The 16772-nt window shown below is 25.8% G+C and carries 15 protein-coding genes; 1 reads left to right on the top strand and 14 read right to left on the bottom strand.

Going from position 1 to position 16772, the window contains the following annotated elements; all coding sequences use genetic code 11:
* Positions 1 to 15: 15 nt before the first annotated feature.
* The 10 genes from xseA to ACKU3H_RS06605 all read right to left on the bottom strand — a co-directional run bounded on the left by xseA (position 16) and on the right by ACKU3H_RS06605 (position 10952).
* Positions 16 to 1203, bottom strand: a complete 1188-nt coding sequence (gene xseA, locus ACKU3H_RS06650) for an exodeoxyribonuclease VII large subunit (RefSeq protein WP_320036197.1) — start codon at positions 1201 to 1203, stop codon at positions 16 to 18.
* Between the two features lie 25 nt (positions 1204 to 1228).
* A complete protein-coding gene (gene ubiE, locus ACKU3H_RS06645; RefSeq protein ID WP_320036196.1) occupies positions 1229 to 1939 on the bottom strand; it encodes a bifunctional demethylmenaquinone methyltransferase/2-methoxy-6-polyprenyl-1,4-benzoquinol methylase UbiE in 711 nt (236 codons plus the stop codon).
* A gap of 15 nt (positions 1940 to 1954) precedes the next feature.
* The gene (locus ACKU3H_RS06640; protein ID WP_320036195.1) at positions 1955 to 2194 is read right to left on the bottom strand and encodes a hypothetical protein; all 240 of its coding nucleotides are present in this window, start codon (positions 2192 to 2194) and stop codon (positions 1955 to 1957) included.
* A gap of 5 nt (positions 2195 to 2199) precedes the next feature.
* Positions 2200 to 2991 (bottom strand): division plane positioning ATPase MipZ, encoded by a 792-nt coding sequence (locus tag ACKU3H_RS06635; RefSeq protein WP_320036194.1) that lies wholly within the window; start codon positions 2989 to 2991, stop codon positions 2200 to 2202.
* Entirely contained in the window at positions 2988 to 3650 is a 663-nt protein-coding gene (locus ACKU3H_RS06630; protein ID WP_320036193.1) for a 3-methyladenine DNA glycosylase, read from the bottom strand. The genes ACKU3H_RS06635 and ACKU3H_RS06630 overlap by 4 nt, the downstream gene beginning before the upstream one ends.
* Complete coding sequence (locus tag ACKU3H_RS06625) at positions 3634 to 4446, bottom strand: TIGR00282 family metallophosphoesterase (protein ID WP_320036192.1); 813 nt, start codon at positions 4444 to 4446, stop codon at positions 3634 to 3636. Before ACKU3H_RS06625 ends, ACKU3H_RS06630 begins: the two co-directional genes overlap by 17 nt.
* A 62-nt stretch (positions 4447 to 4508) precedes the next feature.
* A complete protein-coding gene (locus tag ACKU3H_RS06620; protein WP_320036191.1) occupies positions 4509 to 7007 on the bottom strand; it encodes a PAS domain S-box protein in 2499 nt (832 codons plus the stop codon).
* Positions 7004 to 9154, bottom strand: a complete 2151-nt coding sequence (locus ACKU3H_RS06615) for a PAS domain-containing sensor histidine kinase (RefSeq protein WP_320036190.1) — start codon at positions 9152 to 9154, stop codon at positions 7004 to 7006. The genes ACKU3H_RS06620 and ACKU3H_RS06615 overlap by 4 nt, the downstream gene beginning before the upstream one ends.
* Positions 9155 to 9158: 4 nt before the next feature.
* Complete coding sequence (locus ACKU3H_RS06610; RefSeq protein ID WP_320036189.1) at positions 9159 to 9536, bottom strand: response regulator; 378 nt, start codon at positions 9534 to 9536, stop codon at positions 9159 to 9161.
* Positions 9537 to 9548: 12 nt separating this feature from the next.
* The gene (locus ACKU3H_RS06605) at positions 9549 to 10952 is read right to left on the bottom strand and encodes a methyl-accepting chemotaxis protein (RefSeq protein ID WP_320036188.1); all 1404 of its coding nucleotides are present in this window, start codon (positions 10950 to 10952) and stop codon (positions 9549 to 9551) included.
* Between the two features lie 293 nt (positions 10953 to 11245).
* Here ACKU3H_RS06605 and ACKU3H_RS06600 point away from each other — a divergent pair, with 293 nt between their 5' ends.
* On the top strand, positions 11246 to 13219 hold the full coding sequence (locus ACKU3H_RS06600) for a choline BCCT transporter BetT (RefSeq protein ID WP_320036187.1): 1974 nt from the start codon (positions 11246 to 11248) through the stop codon (positions 13217 to 13219).
* A gap of 22 nt (positions 13220 to 13241) precedes the next feature.
* Here the strand turns inward: ACKU3H_RS06600 and ACKU3H_RS06595 are convergent, their stop codons facing one another.
* From ACKU3H_RS06595 to ACKU3H_RS06580, 4 genes are read right to left on the bottom strand one after another with little or no spacing between them, the layout of a single operon-like run.
* Positions 13242 to 14330: an aminoacetone oxidase family FAD-binding enzyme gene (locus tag ACKU3H_RS06595; protein ID WP_320036186.1), complete on the bottom strand. Its 1089-nt coding sequence runs from the start codon at positions 14328 to 14330 to the stop codon at positions 13242 to 13244.
* A 41-nt stretch (positions 14331 to 14371) separates the two neighbouring features.
* Complete coding sequence (locus ACKU3H_RS06590) at positions 14372 to 15613, bottom strand: ArsS family sensor histidine kinase (protein ID WP_320036185.1); 1242 nt, start codon at positions 15611 to 15613, stop codon at positions 14372 to 14374.
* Positions 15606 to 16289, bottom strand: a complete 684-nt coding sequence (locus ACKU3H_RS06585) for a response regulator transcription factor (RefSeq protein ID WP_320036184.1) — start codon at positions 16287 to 16289, stop codon at positions 15606 to 15608. The genes ACKU3H_RS06590 and ACKU3H_RS06585 overlap by 8 nt, the downstream gene beginning before the upstream one ends.
* Entirely contained in the window at positions 16286 to 16753 is a 468-nt protein-coding gene (locus tag ACKU3H_RS06580; RefSeq protein ID WP_320036183.1) for a Spy/CpxP family protein refolding chaperone, read from the bottom strand. Before ACKU3H_RS06580 ends, ACKU3H_RS06585 begins: the two co-directional genes overlap by 4 nt.
* Positions 16754 to 16772: the final 19 nt, after the last annotated feature.

The raw sequence follows: 16772 nt of genomic DNA, 5'->3' as shown, positions 1-16772 counted from the left end.
TATAAACTTAATATATTATTGATTTTTTATATTTAATACCTTACATGAAACTATTGTTTGTGGGGATTGTAAAGCAATAATATCATCCTCTTTTAATTCTTCCAGTTTTATTATTTTATTTTTTAAAGTTATTTGAGCATAACCATTTAATTCTTTTTTATTTGGATGATTTGATTCAATTGCATTTTTTAATAAATTAATATTATTTTGTTTATTATTTATTACAGTATTTAAATAACTATCATAATTTTTCTTCAATAATTTTATTTGCTCTTCAATAAAATTGAACTTTGATTTTAAAGAGTTTTGTTCAAATAGGGATTTAATATTTTCTAAACTATTTTGTTTTTGAGAGATTAGATTTTTAAATCTAATACTTAAATCACTTTCTAAATTGTCTAAATAAATTCTATGTTCATTTATATCAGGAAGTGCAATCTCCATGGCATTTGATGGAGTTGCCGCTCTAAGGTCAGCTACAAAATCAGAAATTAAAAAATCAATCTCATGTCCAACTGCAGAAATAATCGGTTTTGAAGATTCATAAATAGCTGTTGCTACAATCTCTTCATTGAAAGCCCACAGATCTTCTAAACTTCCCCCACCTCTTCCAACAACTAATAGGTCTACATCTAAAGTTTGTGCATATTTTATTGATTTTACAATATCATGTTTTGCCTCTTCACCTTGAACTAAAGTAGGTATTAATACAAGTTCAACTAAAGGCCATCTATGTGTTGCAACTTTTTTCATATCTGCAATTGCTGCACCTGTTGGAGAGGTTATAAGTGCGATTTTTTTTGGATACTTTGGTAATTGTTTTTTAATCTCAGGATTAAAATAACCCTTTGCTTGAAGTTTTGCTTTTAACTGTTCATAGGCTAAAGCCAAAGCTCCTTGTCCTGAGGGTTCAATTTTATTACATAAAAGTTGATAACTACCCCTTGGAGTATAAACTGTAATAGTTCCAGTAATAGTGATTTTTTGCCCTACTTCTAATTGAAATTTCAAATATTTTGCATTTCCTTTAAACATTACACATGAAATAGTAGAGTTTTCATCTTTTATAGAAAAATATATATGTCCTGAATTGTGATATGTTAAATTAGATATTTCACCTTCAACATAAACATTTATAAATGTTGTTTCTAATAAAGATTTTATTTGAGTATTTAAAGTTGAAACAGATATTGCAGAATTCAAAGTTTACCTTTATTATCGTAAGAAATTAGATTTTTCTTGCGATAATTAAAGTTGAAATTTTCATTGAAAAATCTTTTGTATAAATAGGTTCAAGTCCAGCTTGTTTTAACTCTTTACAAAGATTTTCTGTTGTTAAAAACTCATCAATTGAGTTTGGAAGATAAGTATAAGCTGCTTTATTTTTAGAGATAAGTCCACCTAAAGTTGGTAATACTTTATTCATATAAAAATCAGTTAAATGATCTAAGATTGAAGTTTTCTCTTTTTTTGTAAACTCAGAGATAACAACTAAACCACCTTTTTTTAGAACCCTCGAAAATTCATCAAAAGCTTCTTGTCTTTGAACCACATTTCTAATACCATATGAAATAGAAATAATATCAGCACAATCATTTTCTAAAGGCATTTGTGCGGCACCTGCTTCTATAAATTTAACTTCTGGAAGCTTCTTTTTAGCTACATCCATCATACCAACACTTGGATCAACACCAACAATATTATTTAATAAAATACCATTGTCTTTTGCTATTTTTTGCCAAAACTCTATCATATCACCTGTACCACAAGCAACATCAACAATTCTTTCTAATTCATTTTTATCATAAAGCTCAAAAGCTTTATTACAAGCTTTGTTTCTCCAAGATTTATCAATCCCAAGACTTAATACTCTATTTGCTATATCGTATGTTCCTGCAATCTCATTAAACATAGTTACAATTTTTTCTTGTTTACCCATTCATATTCCTAAATTTTATAATAAATATTTACCCACAAAAAGACCAGCTATAAAGCCAACATTTAACATGATAATAATATACAATATTGATATTTTTTTATCTTTTTGTGGTATTTGTTTTAATACTTTTTTTTGTTCTATAATAGAATCATCTAATGATCTTCTAGCATAGTCAATATTATCAAAAGAGTTTCGTAAACTAAGCTCAGCTAGTTCAAGTCTTTCAACTATCTCCTTAGCCTGTTTAAATGTCATATCACTCATTTTTTAATATTCAACCAAGTATCTAAATCATAAAAAATTTTATTAAGTGTTCCTAACACATAATCTTTTGCTTCAGTTTGTATTCTTCTAAAGAAAAGATATTTTCTAGCACTTTCAATATCCCCTAACTCTTTAGCTTTCATAGCTTTAGCTGCAAAATCAGTATTATTGTATGCCATTTCCCAAACTGTACTTCCTAAATATCTACTCATTGTAATAACTTTATCGTTTTTTACAGGGAAGTATTTAGGGTCTTTTATAAAATCACAAATAACTGAATTGCTATCTAAATATTTGTGACCAAAAAAGTTTATAAATTGTTCTTCAACATAATCTGCATCCATAGAGATTGCTCTATTTAAGGCAAAAAGGATGTTGTTATCTAAATCTTGTTCTATTTTTTTTATTTTTTTTAAAGTTGCAATGGCATTTTTACCATCTAATTCTCCGTCACCTAAAGGGATAATCCATTTGATATTTCCAAAAGAACCAACTTTTTTAATCTCTTCTAAAACCAAAGAAGAGGTTTTATTTCCACCTACATCAACAATAATCTCATGATTATCATCCATTAAGATAAGCTCATCTAATTCTGTAAGTTTGTTAGTCCCTAACATTCTTTTATTAACTATTTCAGTTCTTGTAAAAGATTTACTGTCATTATTCTCATCATCAATTTCTATGTAAGTAACTTTTTTACCATGTTTTTTATAAAGATACGGTGCAATTACTTGCATTGCAACTGTAGATTTACCAACACCACCTTTTGTTTGTGGAATAATAATCATTCTTCACCCTTACTTAATTTATTAGTTTTCATAAATTCAACAATTTTTCCATGGAATCTGCAATATATTTTATTTAGAGGTATATCATAACCATAAAGTTTGACAATTTTATCCAAATTTTCATTAATTCCATATTCACACCAGCCTTGTAAATCCTCATAATTATCAAATTCAAAACCAAAATATGAAACTAATCTCTGAGTATATTTATCTACAACCATAAACTCTCTATTACAAGCATAACAAAGTATAGCATCGGCTGTTTCTGAACCTATTCCTTTTTGTTTTAACAACCATTGCTTATCTACTTTTTTTAAAAATATTTCAAAATTGACAAACTCATTAATAATATTTTTTGCTAAAAGTTTTAATCTTTGAGACTTTTGATTTTTAAATCCACTTGGAGTTATTGCTTCAATGAGTAGATTTAAATCAACATCAATTAAAGCTTCTAAAGAAAGAAGATTTAAATTTTTTAAATTAAAAAGGGATTTTTCTACATTTGTCCATTTTGTATTTTGAGTTAAAATTGCACCAAGTAAAATCTCAAAAGAGTTCTCACTTGGCCACCAATATTCACTATGATTTTCTAAAAGATTTTTATTTTTTAAAAAAACTAATAATTCAAAACTATTAGAAATCTTAGTTGATAATTGCATCTGTTTTAATTATTTCATCTCTATTACAATATTTTTTAAGTTTAAAACTATTTACAGCTTTACCCTCTTCTATATCTATTACCATCATTTGCAAAATAGATTTACAAGCATTTGGAACTTCAAAATGCCCACCCAATCCAGTTGTAGCTTTTTGAATAGGAATATTTTCATTCATACCAATTACATTGTCTCTGCAACCAGTTAATCCTATATCTGTAAGATATGCTGTGTTATCAGTAACTTCTAAATCATCAGTTCCAATATGTGTATGTGTTCCACATATTGCACTAACTTGTCCCTTTAACATCATAAAAATAATTCTTTTTTCACTTGTAGCTTCTGCATGGAAATCTATAAAAATATTTTTTATATTTTGTTGTTTTAAATCTTCCATAATCTTTTTTACCCAATTAAATGGATTTTCTACCATGGGCATACCAAATTGTCCCATTAGATTAATTACAGCTAATTTTTCATTATTTACTTCTACAACTTTAAAACCACTACCAGGTACACCTTCTGGATAATTATCAGGTCTTAAAACTTGTCCTGTTTCAAGAAGAGCAAACATCTCCTGCTTTTTATCAAAAGAGTGATTTCCACCTGTGATAATATCTATTCCAGTTTTTAATAATTCATTACAATTTTTTACAGTAAGTCCAAAACCATGACTTGCATTTTCTCCATTTGCTATTACAAAATCAATATTATATTCATCTCTTATTTTAGAAAGATTCTCTTTAATAATTTTTCTGCCTGGACGTCCAACGATATCACCAATAAATGCTATTCTCAAAATCAACCCTATATTATAAATTGTGAAATTGTATCGAGACTAGTATTAGTATTTACTTTCTTTTATGATTTAGCTTTTTGAAGTTTGATTTCAAATACTGCCCCAGCATCTTGATTATATGCTTCCATAATACCTTCTTGTTCATCAACAATTTTTTTGGCAATATTAAGTCCAATCCCCATACCGCTATGTTCTTTTGAACTTATAAAAGGTTCAAATATTTTTGCTAATATCTCTTTTTTTATTCCACCAGCATTATCTATAAATTTTATTACAATAAAATCCTCTTCTTCATAGATTTTTATATCTAATCTTCTATCTTCATAGGATTCTATTTTCTTTAACTCATCTAAAGCATTATTTACAATAATAACCCAAACCTGTTCAAGTCTTTGTTTTTGAATTTTTGCAAAAAACTCCATCTCATCTTTTTTTATATTTGTAAGTTTAAACTCTTTATCATTTAAAAATATTTTTGAGATCTGTTTTGAGACATTATAAGCCATAGTTAAAGAGGTGATCAAAGATGAGAATACATTTGTTTTTTCTTTTACTTCTGAAGAGGTTTGAGACATCTCTCTCATAGATTCAACAATTACAGAGATTCTTGTTATTGCATCTGAAATTTTTGTACAACTTTCTACCATCTCATTTTTCAAATTTTCATCAGACACATCATCAATATCCATTTGTAACATCTCAAAATTACCTTTTAGATAAGTTAATGGAGTATTTATTTCATGGGTAATACCTGCTGCTAATGTTCCAATTGAAGTAAGTTTTACATTTTTTAATCTTTCTTCTTGATGGGCTTTATCTTTTTGAATATTTTTTGTAACTTCCTCTTTTACTCTTTGTTCTAAATTTTGATTTAACTCTTGTAGTTTTCTTTTATCTTCCAAAGAGTTAACTACGACTACAACATTAGCTTTATCGGGAAGTATTTTTAATGAAAGATTTAAATATATTTCAGTTTCATTTTTTGTAATAAATATAAATTCCATATCAGAAATAGAGCCAAACTCATTTAAATCTTTTAATATTTTTTCTAATAAATTTTTATTCCTAATACTAATTAAATCAAAAATATTTATTGAAGTAATTTCATCATTTGTATAACCTAGGATATTACAAAAGAACAGGTTTGATTTTTTAATATTTCCTTTTATATCTATTAAACTAATTCCACTATATACATTTTGAAAAATTACATTTAATTGTTCAATTTGATAATATAAATCCTCATAAAGTTTTTCAACTTTTTTATTATCACTTATATCTTTTCTAATGATTGTATAAGATTTTAGGTTTGGCCCTTCAAAATCTGCTTTTATATAAGATTCTACCCAATACTCTTCTCCATCTTTTTTCTTAGCTAAGATTTCACCTTTCCATTCATTTATCTCAGCTAATCTGTCAAAAACCTCTTTTTTAATTTGTTTATATCTATCTTTTGAATAAAGTATAGAATAATGTTGTCCTAGAAGTTCCTCTTTTTGATAGCCATAAACTTCACAAAAATAAGAACTCACATCCTCAATCACATAGTTTTTTGACATCTTTAAAAACATAACATGCTGATCAATAATCTCTAAACTTTCATCTAATTCTAAACTTTTCTTTTTTATTGAATTATATAAAGAATCTTTTTCTGTTAATAGTTTTTTATTTATTTTTGAAATAGGTACAGTCAATAGCAAAGATAATATTAAAGATATTATCAATGTCAATATAGCTATAGTCAATATCTCATAAAGATATAAATTTATAAATTCATTTAAGTCTAATTTTTCAAAACTATTTAGAATAATAAGATAATTATCTTTATCTATTTTAAGAAATTTGTATATATATTCACTGTGAAGAAGCATTTCTTTTTTATGAATAATTTTATTTAAAAAGGGAAGTTCATTTTCCAAATTTATATTTGGATAATAATATTTAGACCAAGTGTATTTGTTTGTTTTATCAAAAATAATATTATTTTTCTTATCAAGAACATAAGAGAAAGATTTAAAAGAATCTATTAAGTTATTGATATTTATATCTAAAACTATAATATAATTATCTACTTTTTTTGCAATTTTTAATATATTTACTAAAGGGTATACTATATCTTTATTTATACTTTTTAAATCAATCTCACTAATATATAGTTCATTTTTATTTAAAGAAGATAGATATTTATAAAAATCTTCATTTTCAAAACTTTTATTGTTTGATGTATTTATTAAAACATTATAACTCTTATCTAAAATTGATATTTCCAATATATTCATATGTGAATCTATTATGGCTTTTAGATAATTTAAAAGTTTAATATTATCCATACTTTCTATTGAATTCAAATTTTTTATTGAATCTATAATTTTTTTATTCTCTATTTTTATTTTTTTAATTTTTGAATCTATATCGTCAATATTAGAATAAAAAGTTTTTATACTATTCTCTTCAACTTTTTCTTTAATCATTTTGTATTCAAAATACCCCAAAGAAAATATAATTGTTGTTCCAAATAATAAAAAAGTAAAAAATAATTTTGTAGAAAATTTTAAATTCATATTAATTCTCTTCTTTCACTTCTTCTATCTTTTATTTTTAATTCAATAAAAAAACAACACCCATTCTCTATATTTTCAACCCACATCTTTCCATCAGATTTTTCTATAATTAACTTTGCAAGATATAAAGGTAACCCATCAACTTTGGTATGATATTTTGTAGAAAAGTTATAATCAAATATTTTAGGAAGAAACTCTTTTGAAATTCCTCCTGCATTATCTGATATTTTTAAAGTTGCTATATCTTGTTCTGCAATCAATTCTATACTAATTTTTTTCTCTTCAATTTTTTTACTTTTAAATGCATCAATTGAGTTTATTATGATTCCTGATATAACCTTTTTTAAATCATAAAAAACACCATAATTTTCTAGTGTTTTATCCCCTTTGAATTCAAATACTATATTTTCATTACTAAAAGAGTCTATTGCCGAATGAACAACTTCAGAGATATTATATTTATCATTTTTATCACTATCTATAAATAGTTTTCTAAATTCATTTAGATTTATTGATAAATATTTAATCTCTTCTTTTTGATTTAAAACAAACTCTTTTAAATCTTTTTTTGTATATCTTGCAGTATCTACTCTATTTTCAAAATCTAGTAAATTTGAACTTATATTAGAAATAGGCTTTTTCCATTCACTTGAAAAGGTATCAAGAATTTGACTCATTAATTTAATTTTTGACTCATCAACTTTTAATTGATCACTTGTCTTAATCTCATTTAATTTAAAAAACAACTCTTTTTTTAATAGGCTATTTACCTTTTGTAATTGTTTTTCATCTGTAATATTTACTTTTATTGCTCTATAACCTACAATTCTTTTATTAATGGAATATATTGGAGAAATCACCCCTTTTTCCCAATAAGAATTACCATTTTTATCTAAATTCTTTATCTCCCCTTCCCAAGTTTTACCCTGAGATATTTTATCCCACATACTTTCGAAAAACTTTTTTGATATATCTGGATTTCTAACAATACTTATTGGTCTACCAATTATTTCACTTTTTTTATACCCACTAATATCACAAAAAGCTTGTGAGCAATAAGTTATTATCCCTTCTAAATCTGTTTCAACAAGGATTACATATTTATCAATACTTTTTGTAATACTATTTAATTTCAATTGTAAATTATAAAAAAGTTTTTTTCTTCTTTTATATTGATCAAATACAATGAAAACAAATAATAATAGAAAAATTGTAAACAGGGTCAATAGATTATAGTTATGTGAAATTTCAGAATATCTAGAAAAGTTCATATCAAATATAATATATCCTATTTTATCATCTGAAAAATATTTTGATATGGGAACAAAACTAGTTAAATAAGTTTGATTATTTTTCATTGAAATTAGTTCAAACCTAGATTCTTTGTTTAGTTTATACTCAACTTCATGTTTATCTAATTCATTACTATTTCTACTAGTGAAAAATGATTTTTTATAAAGATAATTTGTATCATAAACATAGGGCAAGTAGTTTTCTAAAAATTTACTATCTAAAGATTTTTCCAAAATAGATTTTTTAAAAATATATTTTATATCAATATTTTCATTTATTGATATTTTATGAGAAAATTTAGGTAAATCAATTGAAGTTTCAAAAATAGCTTGTACAAAATGATTTTTATCTAAAATGGGTTTAAAAATTTTTAATGAGGCATTTGTATTTGAAACTACAATAGAAGATAGTTCATTTTTATTTTTTGTTAAATCTTCTAAAATTTTTTTGTGAGTATTATTTAGATGATTTTTTTCAATTTCATAACGGCTATTGTAAATAGTTTTAAAATCATTAGAATAAATAGTTAATTCATCAATATTATAGGTTTTAAAAAAACTTGATAAATTATCTAAATTTTTTTTTATATAAGATTCTTCTTCTAAAGATTTATCTTTTTTTATAATTAAAGCATTTAATTTTTCATTACTAGCAATATGATTAAAAAAGAGTATTTCATTGTACTCTTTTATATTTTGTAAATATTTTTGGTAAACTTTATCTAGCTTTACAATCGTATTTTTTAAAACTAAGTCTTTCTCTTTCTTTTCAAAAGTTTTAAAAAATACTACAATAAATACAACTAAAACAATAGATAAGAGAATATACCAATTTAATAATCTCTTAAAATACATATGTCTATGAATCTAATATATTTTTAATCTTCGTTTCTAAAGCTTGTAGAGAAGAAAAAGGTTTCATTACATAATTAGTAGCACCCTCTTTATGTGATTTTAAAACTTTATCCAATGTAGAATAAGCTGTCATCATACAAACTTTTTGTGAAGGATTTTTTTCAATAATTTTTTCTAAAGCTTCTAATCCACTCATTTGAGGCATCATAATATCTAAAAGAATCAGATCAAATTTATCTTTTTCTATAGAATTAACTGCAACAACTGGGTTTGAAAATGTTGTTACTTTATATTTACCAATTTTTCCTAAGAATTTTTGTATCATACTTAAGATTTCAGTTTCATCATCCACAACTGCTATTTCATAAATTTTATCGCTCATTTTTTCTCCAAATTATTCATTAAAAAGCCTAGAAGCAGCCTCTTTCATAATCAAATTATTTTTTTCTTCTAAAATTCTATCTAAATAAACAAACACTTGTTCACTTGCATCTTCAACAAATTCTATTTTTGTTTCAATTAATTGTTTAGAACATGAAACAGAGTGACCTGAACACTCTTTTGCCAATGAATTTGCTTCATCATGTACAATCGAATGGTGTTTTTCAAGATTTTTATATGAAGGAACCATACTAAACTCTTCTTTTCCTAATCCTGAATCATACCATTTTCCAAGTCTACAGTTATGATGATCAACAGGGTTAAAGTTGTGTTCTCCACCAAATATTAACTGATAAAGATTGTTTTTATAAATAACATGGTCTAGTTTAGCTAAGTTTATAAAGATTTTATTTGAAATACTTTCCACCTCATAAACAGCTCTGTTTGAGTTTCTTTGGAAAGTATTCATTAAATCACTTAAAACTAAAACTCTGTCTTTTGTTTGGTTTACTACAACAGCAACACTTTCTGAGCTTTTTTTGATTCTTCCTGTTTCTAATTGAATAGAATCTACAACATTTTTTATCTGTGTTGCTGCCTCAGCTGACCTATTTGCAAGATTTCTTACTTCTTGTGCAACTACTGCAAAACCTTTCCCTGCTTCACCTGCAGTTGCTGCTTCAACTGCTGCATTAAGTGAAAGAATATTTGTTTGAAAGGCAATCTCTTGAATTATATTAATAACATCTGAAATATCTTTGCTTTTTGAAACCAATGAATTAACAACTTCATGTTCAATCTCAATTTCACTATGCAGTTTTTCTGTATCTTGAACAATATCATTTGTAAGGTTTAATCCCTTTGTTGAACCCTCTGCAGTTTCTTTTGATTCTTTCATCATAGATTTTAATTCTTCTAATAAACTCAAATATGCATTTTGTGTTGTTGATAAAGAATTAGTCATATTCTTATTATGTCTTTCAAGTAAGCCACCATCTTTTTTATCATGTATTGAAGTTTGCTTTAATGATACTATAGTGTAATCATTAAACTCTTTTATTGCAACAGAAGCTTCACAGTCATTTAGAATCACTCTATCTGAAGAGTTTTTAACTGCATTTAATACAACATGTTCATCAACCCCATGTTCAATGGTATTTTTATTTCTAAAAAATACTTTATCATCTTTTCCAAATACCATTAGCCCTTCACTTTGTGAAAACCCTGCCATTTGAATATAAATATCTAATTCTTTTTTTACATTTTCTAATTCTATGCTTGATATAGAATCTTCAACTTTTTTTTGTAAAGATTCAACTTTTTGATTTTTTTGCTCTAACTGTTCTTTTAAACCTTCTATCTCTTTTTTTAGTTGAAGAATCTCTTCATCTTTATGCTTGGAACCTGAAAAAAACATTAAACTTTGCCTTTAGTTTATTTTATAATATTTTATTATAACTTGTTTATACAGTTTTTTCAAGATTATTTTAATAATTTTATATACATTTTTTACATTATTATCTACTTTTATTAAGCTTTTTTAAGTCAAAATAATATTTTATTAAAAAATTATCTAATTTTAAATATAAAAAAATAATTTTATATGCACTTTTTTTATATAATAATTTATTAAATTCAATGGATTAAGAAAAAAATAATAAAATAGATATTGTGTACAATTTGTATAATAAAACTATTAAAAGGATTTTAATGAAATCAAAACTTAACAAACATGTTTTTTTCACTTCTTCTGGACTAATCATTTTGCTAGCATTGTTTGCATCTATATTTCCAAAAGTAGCTGATAATTTTTTTAAAAACTTACAAAATGTTATTGTACAAAATGGTAGTTGGTTTTATGTACTATCAGTTGCAATAATATTAATCACTGTATTTTATTTAGCACTTTCGAAATATGGAGATATTAAACTAGGTCCTGATCACTCTACGGCAGATTACTCATATCTTTCGTGGTTTGCCATGCTATTTTCAGCTGGGATGGGAATTGGTTTAATGTTTTTTGGTGTTGCTGAACCTGTAATGCACTTTTTAAACCCACCTGTAGGAGAAGGAAGTACAATTGAAGCAGCCAAAGAAGCTTTAAAAATCACTTTTTTTCACTGGGGTTTACACGCTTGGGCAATTTATGCAATCGTTGCAATTATTTTGGCATTTTTTAGTTATAGACATAATCTTCCTTTAACTTTAAGATCTGCACTTTATCCTCTAATTGGGGATAAAATATATGGACCAATTGGTCACGCAGTTGATATTTTTGCAGTAATCGGTACTTTATTTGGGGTTGCAACCTCTTTAGGTTATGGAGTATTACAAGTAAATACAGGGTTAAACTATTTATGGGATGTACCAGTTAATACAACTTCACAAGTAATTTTAATCATTGCTGTAACTGGTCTTGCAACAATTTCAGTTACAACTGGACTTGATAAAGGTATCAAAATACTTTCAGAAATAAATCTAGTGTTAGCTGTATTACTTCTACTTTTTGTATTGGTTGCAGGAAATACTATTTTCTTACTTCAAGCTTACGTACAAAATGTTGGTGATTATGCATCAAACTTATTAAAAAGTACCTTTAATCTCTTTGCCTATCAAAAAACTGATTGGATAGGTGGTTGGACCATTCTTTATTGGGCTTGGTGGATATCTTGGTCACCATTTGTTGGACTTTTTATTGCAAGGATTTCAAGAGGTAGAACAATTAGAGAGTTTACTTTAGGTGTTCTTTTAGTACCAACTGGATTTACTTTAATGTGGATGACATTTTTTGGTAATTCAGCTATTAGTTTAATCTTAGATGATGGTTTAATCCAATTTGGACAAGTTGTTAAAGACAATGTACCTGTAGCAATTTTTGCCTTTTTAGAACATTTTAGTTTTAGTGGACTTACATCTATAGTTGCTACAGTTATGGTTATAGTATTTTTTGTTACATCTTCGGATTCTGGTTCTATGGTTATTGATATGCTTTGTTCAAATGGTAATGACAATACTCCAATTTGGCAAAGAGTTTATTGGGCCGTTGGAGAAGGTGTTGTTGCTTCAGTCTTAATTTTAGTTGGAGGTTTAAGTGCTTTACAAACAATGACCATTGCCAGTGCTTTACCTTTTGCTATTGTTTTACTCATAGCCTGCTATGGACTAATAAAAGCTTTAAGAGTAGATATAGCTAAAAAAGAGAGTTTACAATATAACCCTACTCAAATAACAACCACAAATAATACTGCTGATTGGGATACAAGATTAAGTAATATAATTGACTACCCTTCTAAAACAAATGTAAAAAAATTTATTAAAAAGGTTACCTCTCCTGCTGTAAATGATGTGGCTGAAGAATTAAAAAAACATGAATTGGATGTTTTAGTAAAAGAGTCAGATGATGGTATATCTTTAACTGTTGTTTTAGGTGAAGAGGGTAATTTTGGTGAAAATAAAAACTTTATATATAAAGTAAAAGTTGAGCCAAGAGTTAAACCTAGTTTTGCTGTTGATGAAAAAGATGACAATGAAAGAACAGAAGAGGAATTATATTATTGTGCAGTTGTTCACCTAATTGAAGGGGGACAAGATTATGATATTATGGGATGGTCAAAAGATGGTATCAGAAATGATATTGTTGACCACTATCAAAAACATATGCACTTTATTCACTTATTAAGTTAGTAACATTTTGTTACTAGCTTAATCAAATTCTATTTGCACAAGATACAGCACTAGAAAAAGCAAATTGAAAGTTATAACCTCCAAGTTCCCCTGTTATATCCAAACATTCTCCTAAAAAATATAAATCTTTTTGTTTTAAACTCTCCATAGATTGAATATCTATTTCATCTGTACAAATTCCACCTTTTGTAACTTCAGCTTTTGTATATCCAAAATTACCAGCAGGTGAAAACTCATAATCATGAATTGTTTCTAATCTTTTTATCTCTTCTTCATTTAATTTATTACAAGGTTTATCTTTTAATTCAATTGATTCTAAAAACTCTTGCATAAATCTTTTTGGAAGTGGAATCTTTGAACTAATAAAAGCATTTCCAACTAGTAATTTTCTAACTTTTTTATTTGGTAAAAAATCAAAACTCATTTTCCCTTTTTTCCAATATAAAGAGCTATTTAAAATAACAGGCCCTGAGCAGCCTTTGTGGGCAAAAAGTAAAGAACCATAAAAAGATTTATTTTCAACTTTTGCTTTTACCATAAGAGATAAACCACTTAACTTTTTAAACCAAAATTGCTCTTTTTGAACAGTAAAACCAACAAGAGCTGGATTTAGTTTAGCTACTGTGTGCCCAAATTTTTTTGCTATATCAAAAGCAATACTTGAAGCCCCCAATCCCTCATATGATAAACCTCCACTTGCAACTACAAGTTTTCTTGCTTTTATGTTTTGATTATCTGTTTTTATAATAAAGTTTTCATCATAGTTTACATCAGTAACTTTTGTATTTAAAAACTTTTTTACATGACTTGTGGTTTTTGAAAACATATCAATAACATCTTGAGAAGAATTACAAAAATATGTTCCTTTTACTATTTTGGGATTTACTTTTGGATATACACCATTTTCATTTAAAAAATTTAATAAATCTTTATTTGAAAACTCTTTTAAAACAAAAGAAGTAAGTTTCTTCTCACCTAAATAATTATCACAACTTACTTTTTCATTTGTAATATTACATTTAGCTCCACCACTTACTTTTATTTTTTGACCTATTTTTGAATTACTTTCTATTAAACAGATATTTTTATTTTTTATTTTAGATGCAAACATCAAACCACTTGCACCTGCTCCTATAATAGCTATATCGTATACTATTTCTCTTCCTTTTTACATATAAAAATATTTTTATCATCTTTATATTCATATTCTAAAACATAATTATTTGCTTTTAAAATATTGCTAATAATATATAAACCTAATCCAAATGAATTTTTTCTTTTTTCCTCATTGGCAAAAAATGGTTCATAATATTTTTCTAAATCAAACTCTAACTCTTTTCCACTATTTTCAAAAATTATATTTTCACCATCATTTTTTATCGTAACTTTTTTATCATCAGAATATTTAATAGCATTATCAATTAGATTTTTAATTGCTATTGAAAAAAGTTTAAAATTAATATCAAGTTTTATATTCTCATATTTTTCAATAACTAATTCATCATCTAACATTAAAATATCTTTTGCATTATCAATAATATCATCTAAAAAGTAATATCTTTTTTCAATATTTTTTGAAGAAGATATTAACTCTTCAATTGAAGCAAACTCATTTATTAAAGATTCTAAACGATTGAAAACCTCTTTTAGTTTTTCGTAGTTTTCTTCATTTCTTTCTAACTCAGTTAGAAATTTCCCTTTTGTTATAGGTGTTTTTAGTTCATGCATTATGTTTCTAATAAAAACATTTCTAGCTTCTTTAAGTTTTTTTAATTTTTTGGCACTTATTTTAAATTCATTTGCTAATAAAGAAACTTCATCTTTTCTATTGGTATTACAACATTCAAAATCAAAGTTTTCATCACCTAAAGTACTAACTTTATCTTTTAATATTTTTAATGGCATTAGTTTTCTAAGAGTTACAAGAAAAGATAAAATCAAAGTGATTAATATAATTGCAAAACCTAAAATAATATATATTTTAGAATCTACTGTAAAATCATTTTTATCTTCTATTAAAAAGGTATTTTGTTTCTTTTTTAAATATAGATATTGTTTATTATTTAATTGTAGAACTCTAAAAAGTATATCTTTATATCTTCTTTGGGCTAAAACTTTTGTTTTTGGATTGTAAGTTACACTATTTATTTGTGGCTTTTCAGCTATCATGTTAAAATTTAAAGATGTTAAATTTTCATAAAATCTTTCATCAAAACCACCTTTTCTAAAATGTCGTTTAAATATCATTTGAGAAACTGGTCTATATTTTTCAAATAAGTAGTGTTCTACTCTTTTTTGATTACCAATCATTAAAATACCAAAACTAACTATTACTAAAATAATAGAAATAAAAAAACTTATTGTGATTGTAAAAAATATTGATTCTCTATTCATTTGTAAATTTATACCCCATTCCTCTAATTGTATGTAAATATTTTGGTTCTTTTGGATTATCTTCTATTTTATGCCTTATTCTATTAATAATTACAGCTAAAGAGCCTGAACTTTCATAATCAGAATTCATCAAATCTGAGTTATCAAATATATCTTCTCTACTGATTACAAAACCTTCTCTTCGTATCATTAAAGATAAAACCTCATATTCGGCAGCTGTCAACTTTATATATTTTCCTTCTTTTGTAATCTCTTTTTTATCCAAATCAAGATTAAAAAGTTTAACTTTTTCCTCTTTTACATCATCATTATTATGATTAAATCTTCTTAAAATTGTCTTTATTCTAACTTCAAGTTCCCTTGGATCATATGGCTTTGGTAGATAATCATCAGCACCCAATTGTAAAGCAGTTACCTTATCGGTTATGTCACTTCTCGCACTTGATATAATTATAGGTGTATCAAAATTTTTAACAATCTCTTTACACACATCTAAACCATCCATTCCAGGAAGAGTTAAATCTAATATTATTAAATCAAATTTATTTAACTTTAAACTACTTAGAGCCAAATACGGCTCCTCATAGTTAATTACTTCAATATTATACTGCTTTAAGTATTGAGTTAGAACTTCAGCTAATTCTAAATCATCTTCCACCATAGCAATTTTTATCAAAATCTCATCCTTTTTTTCATCATTGAAGCCATTTTTTCTTCTCTTAAATCCATAAGCACTTTTAATTGCTCTTTTTGTTCAGAAGTTAAAACTTTATATACTCTATCAATCATTTCAGCTTTTGATTCTAGCATATTATCTCTTTTTTGTTTCATGATTTCAATATATTTCTCTTTGTCAAAACCATCTTTTGAAAAAGCAACTGTAGATTTTACTTTATTTTTCATCATATCTTGTTTGATTTCTTGAATATCTTTCATTTGTTCAGAAGATAAATTTAAATCTCTTATTAAACCCATAACACCAAAATCTTTCATTTTTTTGTGTTTTTTCATCATAGAACTTTTCATACCACTAGGGCAACTCATACCTTTATCCATACCTTGCATATTTCCACCATATGCATAAAGACCAGTTCCTAATAATCCAGTAAGTGCTACTGTCATTAATAATTTTCTTTTCATCTCAAATCCTTTTGTCAAT

It is taken from the genome of Halarcobacter sp. (assembly GCF_963675975.1).
Taxonomy (GTDB): domain Bacteria; phylum Campylobacterota; class Campylobacteria; order Campylobacterales; family Arcobacteraceae; genus Halarcobacter.
This window is presented reverse-complemented; position numbering and strand designations above follow the sequence as displayed.

Excerpts from the sequence above, each read along its gene's own strand:
- ubiE (WP_320036196.1), bottom strand. The coding sequence starts at position 1,939 with ATGGGTAAACAAGAAAAAATTGTAACTATGTTTAATGAGATTGCAGGA.
- ACKU3H_RS06640 (WP_320036195.1), bottom strand. The coding sequence starts at position 2,194 with ATGACATTTAAACAGGCTAAGGAGATAGTTGAAAGACTTGAACTAGCT.
- ACKU3H_RS06635 (WP_320036194.1), bottom strand. The coding sequence starts at position 2,991 with ATGATTATTATTCCACAAACAAAAGGTGGTGTTGGTAAATCTACAGTT.
- ACKU3H_RS06630 (WP_320036193.1), bottom strand. The coding sequence starts at position 3,650 with ATGCAATTATCAACTAAGATTTCTAATAGTTTTGAATTATTAGTTTTT.
- ACKU3H_RS06620 (WP_320036191.1), bottom strand. The coding sequence starts at position 7,007 with ATGAATTTAAAATTTTCTACAAAATTATTTTTTACTTTTTTATTATTT.
- ACKU3H_RS06615 (WP_320036190.1), bottom strand. The coding sequence starts at position 9,154 with ATGTATTTTAAGAGATTATTAAATTGGTATATTCTCTTATCTATTGTT.
- ACKU3H_RS06610 (WP_320036189.1), bottom strand. The coding sequence starts at position 9,536 with ATGAGCGATAAAATTTATGAAATAGCAGTTGTGGATGATGAAACTGAA.
- ACKU3H_RS06605 (WP_320036188.1), bottom strand. The coding sequence starts at position 10,952 with ATGTTTTTTTCAGGTTCCAAGCATAAAGATGAAGAGATTCTTCAACTA.
- ACKU3H_RS06600 (WP_320036187.1), top strand. The coding sequence starts at position 11,246 with ATGAAATCAAAACTTAACAAACATGTTTTTTTCACTTCTTCTGGACTA.
- ACKU3H_RS06595 (WP_320036186.1), bottom strand. The coding sequence starts at position 14,330 with ATGTTTGCATCTAAAATAAAAAATAAAAATATCTGTTTAATAGAAAGT.
- ACKU3H_RS06590 (WP_320036185.1), bottom strand. The coding sequence starts at position 15,613 with ATGAATAGAGAATCAATATTTTTTACAATCACAATAAGTTTTTTTATT.
- ACKU3H_RS06580 (WP_320036183.1), bottom strand. The coding sequence starts at position 16,753 with ATGAAAAGAAAATTATTAATGACAGTAGCACTTACTGGATTATTAGGA.